Source organism: Streptomyces sp. NPDC054975, from assembly GCF_053609105.1.
Genome location: NZ_JBSGWV010000117.1, coordinates 1 through 1,099, shown reverse-complemented (window position 1 = coordinate 1,099; position 1,099 = coordinate 1). Strand labels below are relative to the sequence as shown.

At 38.4% G+C, this 1,099-nt stretch carries 1 protein-coding gene; it reads right to left on the bottom strand.

The features are described from left to right. Positions 1-1,038: trans-sulfuration enzyme family protein (locus ACWF79_RS34835; protein WP_453732178.1), on the bottom strand; the 1,038-nt coding region annotated here is incomplete at its 3' end. Between the last annotated feature and the right edge of the window lie 61 nt (positions 1,039-1,099).

The following is a 1,099-nucleotide window of genomic DNA, read 5'->3' as shown; positions in this document are numbered from 1 at the left end:
GTGTGTAATGGTGCTTGAATAACCACCAAGACTAACAGCCATCTTATTAAGTTTCACGTTAGATATAAGTGAAAGACCCGAGTTCATTCCACCTTTTACCTCGAAGCAAACCATTCCTCCCCCACCAGTCATTTGACGAGCGGCTATATCATGTTGTTTGTGACTTTTAAGGAATGGATAATATACCTTATTTACCATAGGGTGATTTTCGAGGAATGTAGCTATTTTCAAAGCATTTTCGTTATGTTTTTGAACTCGCAATCCTAAAGTTCTCACACCGCGGCATAAAAGCCATGCTGCAAAAGGATCTAATTTCGGACCATGGAACGAAAATGCTTTTCTCACTTTACTCATTAAGTCTTTGTTTCCTGCACAAACTCCAGCTACAACATCAGAGTGACCGCCAATATACTTCGTTGCCGAGTGTAGTACAATATCGGCTCCGAGCTTTAAAGGTTGTTGATTGTATGGTGTTGCAAAAGTGGAATCCACTACAAAGATTGCGTCACTCTGTTCTTTTGTAATCCTAGACACTTCTTGAATGTCTACAAGAGTGATAGTTGGATTTGCTGGTGTTTCTGCATATACAAGTTTTGTATTTGGGTTAATGGCATTCCTATAGTTTTCAATATCCTCTGAACTAATCATTGTAAGTTCAACAGAATGTTGTTTGCATAATTCCTCGATTAATATTTTCGACTCGGAATAACAATTATGTACAGCAACACAATGGTCTCCTGGTTGCAGTAAAGCATGGAATACCATCGATATTGCTGCTAATCCTGAAGAAGTAGATACGGCATCTTCTGCTCCTTCTAATGCAGCTATAATCGCTTCAAACTCCCTTTCATTTCTACTACCCCATCTTCCGTAAAACTCATCCGCATGTATATCTGCTGCTCTACGTGCACCTTCCTCAGTGTTGGGAAATTCAAATGCTGTAGATTGACATATTGGGGGACTCAAATGACCACTCTTGTTCCATTCTTCTCCAGAGTGAATACAACTAGTTTGAAAACCTCTATTTTTATTTTCCATTAATAACTCTCCCTTACGAATAATAATTTATTTAAACTTCGAAATAATTAGTGGGATACTC